This window comes from Rhodococcus sp. EPR-134, from assembly GCF_001647205.1.
GTDB lineage: Bacteria > Actinomycetota > Actinomycetes > Mycobacteriales > Mycobacteriaceae > Rhodococcus_F > Rhodococcus_F qingshengii.
Window position 1 is genome coordinate 1 of the sequence record NZ_LVCT01000585.1, and the last position, 7,338, is coordinate 7,338.

Below are 7,338 nucleotides of genomic sequence, written 5' to 3' on the forward strand. Positions count from 1 at the left end.
TCGGTTACGGAGCCAGCCTTTCAGATCACCTTGCCCGGGTTCATGATTCCGTGAGGGTCGAGTGCGCCCTTGATTGCATGATGCATCGCGACGACGGCCGGTGACAGTTCCTGTTCCAGGCCACCCATCTTCAGTAGGCCGACGCCGTGCTCACCGGTGACGGTTCCGCCCAACTCGAGGGCGTTGTCGATGATCTCGGCAAAAGCGGCCTGAGCGCGCTTCCGCGCCGCTTCGTCGTCGTGTGGCGTGATCAGCAGCGGGTGCAGGTTGCCGTCACCCGCGTGCGCGATGTTCGCGATGTGCGTGTCGTGCCGGGCCGAAATGGCCTCAATCCGTGCCAACATCTCCGGGACCGCTGCCTTGGGGACACAGATGTCCTCTGTGAGCACCGGGCCGAGCCGCTCGAGGGCGGGGTATGCCAGACGCCGGGCGGAGAACAGGGCGTCGGCTTCCTCCTGGTCGGTGGATCTGGCGCTCCAGGTAGCTCCAGAGCGGTTGAAGCAGGCCAACATTCGCTCGGCTTCGGCGTCGCCGATCTCGCCAGGTGTGTCGATGCGGCCGAGCAGGACCACCTCGGCGTCAGCCGAGAGGCCCATGTTCTTCCAGGCATCGACGGCAAGGAGACACTGCCGATCGATCAACTCGAGGGCCGACGGCGTGAGACCGTCTGCGGCGACGGCTTCGACGGCCTTGCCCGCAGCAACGATGGAGTCGAAGTATCCGACGATGGTGCGTTCGGGATCGCGCTGAGGACGAAGCTTGACGGTCACCTCGGTGATCACCCCGAGAGTGCCTTCGGAGCCGACCATGAGCGCCGAGAGATCAAACCCAGCCACTCCCTTGGCAGTTCGACGCCCGAGTCGAACCAGCTCACCGGTTCCGGTGACCACCTGCATGCCCAGTACGTAGTCCTTGGTGACGCCGTACTTGACGCAACACAGGCCGCCGGCATTGGTCGCGACGTTGCCGCCGATCGTCGACCAGGGTGCGCTCGCCGGATCGGGTGGATACCAGAGGCCGTGCTCAGCGCAGGCGTCGCGGAGGTGATCGTTGACCACTCCGGGTTCGACCACGGCCAAACGCTCGAGGGTGTTGATCTCCTTGATGGCGTTCATCGCGTCGAAGGCGATCACGACGCCGCCGGCGACTGCGTTGGCTCCGCCCGACAGACCGGTTCCGGCGCCGCGCGTGACGACGGGCGCACCGTGGGCGATGCACGCCTGCACAACTGTCTGTACCTGCTCGGCTGTGCGCGGGCGGACCACTGCGACAGGCATCTCGTAGGGAGCCCACTCGGCGTCGTCGTGGATGTAGCTCGCCATGATGTCGGGGTCGGTGATCAGTCGATCCGCATCGATCTGCGAGCCGAGCGCCTCGAGGAGTGTCATGCCTCCACGATAGTGACGGCCGCTACACCACCCCATGTAGATTTACTCCGAGAAACCGGAAACCGTATGGACATTCTCTCCATACTCATCTTTGGTCAGACGAGTTGGTCTGACGAGTTGGTCTGACAAGGGAGCGCGGATGCACGAGAACTGGCTACAGCTTCTCCTGGCCGAGGCATCCACCGAGGAACTGATCGAACACCGCGATCAGTTGGCCGCTGGGTCAGGCCCCGAGGTCGCCGCCGAGATCGAGCGAGAAGCCCGATCGGCGCTTCAACTACGAAGTCTCCTGGCTCAGCGCCGACAGCGCGCCACCGAACTCGGGGCACTCAACGACATCGCGTCGCTGCTGACCACGATGCACGATCACCACGCCCTCCTGCAGGAGATCGTGGATCAGGCCAAACGACTACTCGGCGTCGACCTTTCGTACCTTGCTCTCATTCATGACGACATCTTGATCATCGAAGTCACGAGCGGTGCGTACACCTCCCAATTGCTCGGCCTCACGGTTCCCTTCCGCGAAGGTCTGATCGGTCGCGTGGTCGAGAACTCTTCTCCTGCTTGGTCCCCCGACTACCGAAACGATCCCTCGTTTGCACACATCGGACCGGCCGACGACGCAGCGCGAGCCGAGAACATGCGCGGCCTGCTGGCTGTGCCGCTGACCTTGAACGGCAAGATCCTGGGTGCCCTGTGCGCGTGCAAACGTCAAGAGCGCCGATTCGGCAACGAGGAAGTTGCGTTGCTGTCCGCCCTCGCAGCCCATGCCTCGGTGGCCATCGAGAATGCCCGCTCTCTCGAACGCTATCGCGCGACGGTTGCGGAAGTGAACGCCGCGAACACCGAACTTGCCAAGCGCACAGCACTTCTCGAACAGACACTGACTTGGGATCGTTCGCTCACTCAGGTTGTCCTGCGCGGCGGCGGTGTTCGCGAACTCGTGGAGGAAACCTCGGCGTCGACGGGCTCGCCCGTGTTCTTCGTGACCGGAACATCCGAGATCCCACCGGGACTGCAACGGGTGAGCGAGAGCGCGCATCGGGTCTTCGACATCCTTGCCGCCGACCGACGCGAGCAGGAAGTGACGCTTATCGTCGGTGAGCAGTTCCTGTTCGCCACCGAAGTACGCAGTGCCGGTGACCAACTCGGAGTTCTGTTCCTACTCTCGCGCCAGGAACCCACCGCCGCCATGAGATTGGCACTCGAAAGGTCTGCTCCCGCCATTGCGCTGGCACTGGTCGGCGAACGGGCAGCCCGGGAAGCCACCCGCCGAGCACGCGATGCATTTCTGGTCGATCTGATCACCAGGCCTGCGCCGACGCCGGCCGAGGTCACCGGTCAGTTCCGCCTGGCCGGGCTCAATCCTGACCGCTCGTACACCGTCGTGGTGGCCCGCCCGGCCGACGCCGTCGACCGTGCGCGTCGCAGTATCGAGGAAATTGCATTCCCCTCGGGAACCGTTGTTGCCGAACATGGTTCACGAGTCATCGCACTGATTCCCGGAATGTCACCGGCAGCAGTTGCGGCGGCGTGGGTTCAGCCGGCGGAGAACCCGACCGTCGGAATCGCCGATCCCGCGGTGGGAGCGGAAGCTCTGGCGCGAGCCTATGTCGAGGCACAGCACACCGTCGACGTCCTCGAGACTCTCGGGCGGGCCTCCCACGTGGAGCCGGCAAGTTCACTCGGTATCTACCGAATTCTCCTCAGCCGCACCGGCCGCGAAGAACTCGAATCGCTGACGCAGCGGTCCCTCGGTCCTCTCCTCGAGGAGGAGCAACGACGCGGCGTTCCGCTATTGGACACCCTCGCGTCGTACCTGTCACACAATTGCAAGCATTCTGCGACCGCCGCCGCGCTCGCGATTCACGCCAACACTCTGTACCAACGGCTCGAGTCGATCGACAGGTTGATCGGTACACAGTGGCGTCAGCCGGACCAGGCGCTCGATCTTGCGCTCCTGATCCGGCTGCGTGCCAGTGCCGGGAAACTCGGTCAGATCTGAACGGGCTTGCTCGATCGCTTTGCCAGCGCCACCACAAGGATTGCGGCACAGAGCATCACGGCGCCCACCACCCACAGTCCTGCCTTGGCATTTCCGGTCACATCGGTGAGCCAGCCGGTGATGTACGGAGCACCGAAGCCCGACGCATTGCCGATCGAGTTGATCATGGCGATGCCCGCGGCCGCGCTGGCACCCGTCAGGAACGTGGTGGGAAGGTACCAGAATACGGGGAGTGCACACAGCACGCCGACGGCGGTGAGCGAGACCGCGATCATGACGGTGAACGGTGAATCCAGGTACAGCGCAATCGGAATGGATACCGCGCCCAGGAGCGTCGGGGCTGCAACGTGCCACATTCGTTCACCGGTCTTGTCGGAATGGCGGCTCCACAGCACCATCGCGACAGCGCCGATCGCGTAGGGGACGGCCACGATCAGGCCTGTCTCGACGAGCGAGAAATCGGTGTCGAACGTCTGCTTGAATCCCGCGACGATGCTGGGCAGGAAGAAGCTCAAAGCGTATAGCCCGTACGTGATTCCGAAGTAGACCAGACCGAAACCGATGACGCGGGGATCACGCAGGGTCTTACCGGCCGACTGGTGACCAGCGTCGCCGAGTTCTTTTTCCTCGTCCGCCATGGACTTCATCAGCCAGGTGCGCTCCTCGAGGGTCAACCACTTTGCGTCGGCGGGACGATCGGTGAGGTAGAACCAGACGACAAACGCCAAGATCACGGCGGGCAGACCCTCGATCAGGTACATCACGCGCCATCCGGCGAGGCCGAACAGTCCGTCGCCGTACTGGATGATTGCGGCCGAAAGCGGGGCACCGAGCGCCGACGAGAGCGGAAGTGTCAGCAGGAACAAGCCCATCAGGCGTACGCGGTACTTCTTCGGGAACCAGAAGGTCAGGTAGAGAAGAACTCCGGGGAAGAAGCCGGCCTCGGCGATGCCCAGCAGAATGCGGAGGAAATATAGGCTGCCCACGTTAGGCACGAATGCCAGCGCAGCGGCAAGGATGCCCCAGGTGAGCATGATCCGCGCGATCCACAGCCGGGCGCCGAAGCGGTGCAGGGCCAGGTTGCTCGGCACCTCGAACAGCAGATAGCCGACGAAGAAGAGACCGGATGCGAGCCCGAACATCGTCTCGGTCATACCGAGGTCGGCGCTCATGGTGAGCTTGGCGAAAGCGATGTTCGTACGATCCAGATAGTTCACGAAATAGAGCAGGATCAGGAAGGGAATCAGCCGGCGCGCTACCTTCTTCACCACGCGAGTTTCGATCTCGCTCGGCGCAACCCCACCGTCAGTGGTGGTGCTATCGGTGGAGGTCATTGCAGGGGTACTCCTCGGAAAAGGTCAGCGTTGCTATCTACGAAGTGACTCAAGCCACAGTAGAAGCACGACCGAGCCCAACCTATGTGGACAATCTCTACAGAAGCCGTCTCTGCATGTGCGATTGCTCCCAAAGATCCGGCAGATGATCCCGGGCCGCCCGACGAACGTCCCTGAACAGTCGAAGGCGACAAACCCGTCTGAGCTGGGGTTTTAGAGCTACGAGCACCAAGTCACTGGCTAGTGTTGTCGGCGAAACAGCCAGAGCAAGTGCGGACGCACCGCATGACTTGAAGGACAGAACATGACGAAGTTGGTTCGGACCACGATGACCCGCCGGTCCTCCACCGCAGTCGCTGCCACCCTCGCGGCGGTCGCTCTATTCGCCTCCGCCTGCGGCAGCGACTCCGACAAGACCAACTCCGACAAGAGCGCTGCCGGCGCCTCGTCCGCTACATCCTCGGCCACCGTCGGCGGGAAGACGCTCGACGCCAAATTCGAGACGAAGTGCGCAAAGGACGGCGGCACGACAGTTATGACACTGCTCGACGCGGAAAATGCCACCTACGGCATGTTGACCGTCTCAGCCATCGTCGATGAATCGGGCACGGTTCAGACTGCTGGAATCGCCGGAAGCGAGGGTGGATCGAACGGTCTGCCGTACACCGCCGGATACGCACCGGGACTGCCCGGCGGATCTGCCAGTGCCAAGCAGAACGGCAATACCTTCGTGGTGACGGGCGAGGGAATCGGCGCCCGGGACAAGGGCAACCCGACGGAGACGTCGAGCTTCGAGATCACGTTCGCCTGCGAGTCCATCATCGGCGGCTGAGCCATAGAACGGCTGGGCCCTAGGATTCTTGCTAGCTGATTCCCAACTGTTCGCGCAGTTGGACGACGCGGAGCACGATGACTCCCAACGTCACCACAGTGACGGCACCAAAAGCGATCCAGCCGATCCGCACTGCTTTCACGCGGTTCTCACCGGCGCCCAACCACTGTGGGGCGTACAGGAATGCAGCGGCCGTTGCGGCACCTGCCACCAGACCTCCCGCGTGACCCCAGAACGAGATCCCGGGCAGCGAAATGCTGATGATCACATTGATCGCGATCACCGAGATGATCGGGACCGGGCTTCGACGCAAACGCAATAGAAGGACGGCCTGTGCGCCCATGATGCCGAAGATCGCACCCGACGCCCCAGCAGTCCAGGACAGGGCCGTGAGCGAAGAGAACACCGGCTGGAATGCCATCACCGAGGCGGAACCGCCGAGAAGCGAAACCAGGTAGATGCCGATGTACCTCGAGCGGCCCATCACGATTTCGGTGTCGCGGCCCAGGATGTAGAGGGCGTACATGTTGACCGCGAGGTGCAAGATGCCGAAGTGCAAGAACCCGGAGCCGATGAGCCGGAACCAGTCACCGCTGGCGACCAGACCCGGATTGAGTGCCCAGTTCGCGAAGATCGACGAGCCGACCTGATTGTTCATGATGCTTCGCGACTGCGCGAAGGTGGCGAGGAACGCCAGGACGTTGAGCCCCATCAAGGTGTACGTCACGATCGGGATCGCACGGGCGGGGCTCACGGTGTTTCCGGCGACGCCCCGAACGGGGCGGACATCGCGTTGGCCGGCAGCTACACAGTCAACACATTGGTATCCCACCGCCGCCTCGCGGAGGCAGTCCGGGCACGCCGGACGTCCACAACGATTGCAGGAAAGTGCGGTGGGTCGATCTGGATGGCGGACGCACCGCGGTTGGGGCGGGATGCCCTCACTCGCACCGCCGCCCCAACCGGGGTTCGTCATCTGCTTGTTTTACCTGTTCAGGAGATGGTGATGCTGTTGATCACGACGGGCTCGACCGGACGATCGCCACGATCGACGGCGGTGGAGGAGATAGCGTCGACAACCTTCTTGGAATCGTCGTCGAGAACCTCACCGAAGATGGTGTGGCGACGGTTCAGGTGCGGCGTCGGGCCGGTGGTGATGAAGAACTGCGAGCCGTTGGTTCCCGGGCCTGCGTTGGCCATGGCCAGCAGGTAGGAGCGGTCGAACTGCAGTTCCGGGTGGAACTCGTCACCGAACTTGTAGCCCGGGCCGCCGGTGCCGGTTCCGGTGGGGTCGCCACCCTGGATCATGAAGCCGTCGATGACGCGGTGGAAGATGGCACCGTCGTAGAACGGGCCGGTCTTGGTGCCGGCGGCGTTTGCGGTGGTGTACTCCTTCGAGCCGTCGGCGAGGCCGACGAAGTTCTCGACGGTCTTCGGCGCATGGTTGCCGAACAGAGCGATCTTGATGTCGCCGCGGTTCGTGTGCAGCGTTGCGGTTGCGGTCTGATGAGTTGAAGTCACACCACCATCGTGCCATTGCCGGCGTTCTCGCGGATGTCGCCCCGCAAAAGTCTCCCTGTCCTCGCCCCACTGTTATGGCACAGTGAAGTCATGACACGAGTGACCGAGTCCCTCAGCACGCAGTTGCCCGACACCTTCGATCACGCGCGCGCCCGCGTCGAGGACACCTTCGACGAGACTGCCGCCTACCTCGAAGAGACAGCGGCTCGCATCAAAGAGTCCGAGGCAGCCGACAACGCTCGCCGCATCGCTGCGGTG

The 7,338-nt window shown here is 63.2% G+C and carries 6 protein-coding genes; 2 read left to right on the forward strand and 4 right to left on the reverse strand.

All coding sequences use genetic code 11. The features are described from left to right. Positions 1-20 precede the first annotated feature (20 nt). The gene (locus A2J01_RS25730) at positions 21-1,388 is read right to left on the reverse strand and encodes an FAD-binding oxidoreductase (RefSeq protein WP_231915910.1); all 1,368 of its coding nucleotides are present in this window, start codon (positions 1,386-1,388) and stop codon (positions 21-23) included. Positions 1,389-1,527: 139 nt separating this feature from the next. Between A2J01_RS25730 and A2J01_RS25735 the strand changes: the two genes are divergently transcribed. Continuing rightward, positions 1,528-3,393: a helix-turn-helix domain-containing protein gene (locus A2J01_RS25735; protein ID WP_064113883.1), complete on the forward strand. Its 1,866-nt coding sequence runs from the start codon at positions 1,528-1,530 to the stop codon at positions 3,391-3,393. On the opposite strand, the gene A2J01_RS25740 is transcribed toward A2J01_RS25735, so the two are convergent. Continuing rightward, a complete protein-coding gene (locus A2J01_RS25740) occupies positions 3,384-4,727 on the reverse strand; it encodes an MFS transporter (RefSeq protein WP_064113884.1) in 1,344 nt (447 codons plus the stop codon). The two genes, A2J01_RS25735 and A2J01_RS25740, sit on opposite strands and share 10 nt — an antisense overlap. 304 nt (positions 4,728-5,031) lie before the next feature. Here A2J01_RS25740 and A2J01_RS25745 point away from each other — a divergent pair, with 304 nt between their 5' ends. Next, positions 5,032-5,559, forward strand: a complete 528-nt coding sequence (locus A2J01_RS25745; RefSeq protein WP_064113885.1) for a lipoprotein LpqH — start codon at positions 5,032-5,034, stop codon at positions 5,557-5,559. Between the two features lie 31 nt (positions 5,560-5,590). On the opposite strand, the gene A2J01_RS25750 is transcribed toward A2J01_RS25745, so the two are convergent. Both A2J01_RS25750 and A2J01_RS25755 read right to left on the reverse strand, forming a co-directional pair. After that, complete coding sequence (locus A2J01_RS25750) at positions 5,591-6,535, reverse strand: rhomboid family intramembrane serine protease (protein ID WP_030536709.1); 945 nt, start codon at positions 6,533-6,535, stop codon at positions 5,591-5,593. A gap of 17 nt (positions 6,536-6,552) precedes the next feature. Then, the gene (locus A2J01_RS25755) at positions 6,553-7,080 is read right to left on the reverse strand and encodes a peptidylprolyl isomerase (RefSeq protein WP_007729190.1); all 528 of its coding nucleotides are present in this window, start codon (positions 7,078-7,080) and stop codon (positions 6,553-6,555) included. Positions 7,081-7,338 lie beyond the last annotated feature (258 nt).

Bases quoted from the DNA above. Each gene is read 5' to 3' on its own strand.
- A2J01_RS25730 (WP_231915910.1), bottom strand. From the start codon at position 1,388: ATGACACTCCTCGAGGCGCTCGGCTCGCAGATCGATGCGGATCGACTG.
- A2J01_RS25735 (WP_064113883.1), top strand. From the start codon at position 1,528: ATGCACGAGAACTGGCTACAGCTTCTCCTGGCCGAGGCATCCACCGAG.
- A2J01_RS25740 (WP_064113884.1), bottom strand. From the start codon at position 4,727: ATGACCTCCACCGATAGCACCACCACTGACGGTGGGGTTGCGCCGAGC.
- A2J01_RS25745 (WP_064113885.1), top strand. From the start codon at position 5,032: ATGACGAAGTTGGTTCGGACCACGATGACCCGCCGGTCCTCCACCGCA.
- A2J01_RS25750 (WP_030536709.1), bottom strand. From the start codon at position 6,535: ATGACGAACCCCGGTTGGGGCGGCGGTGCGAGTGAGGGCATCCCGCCC.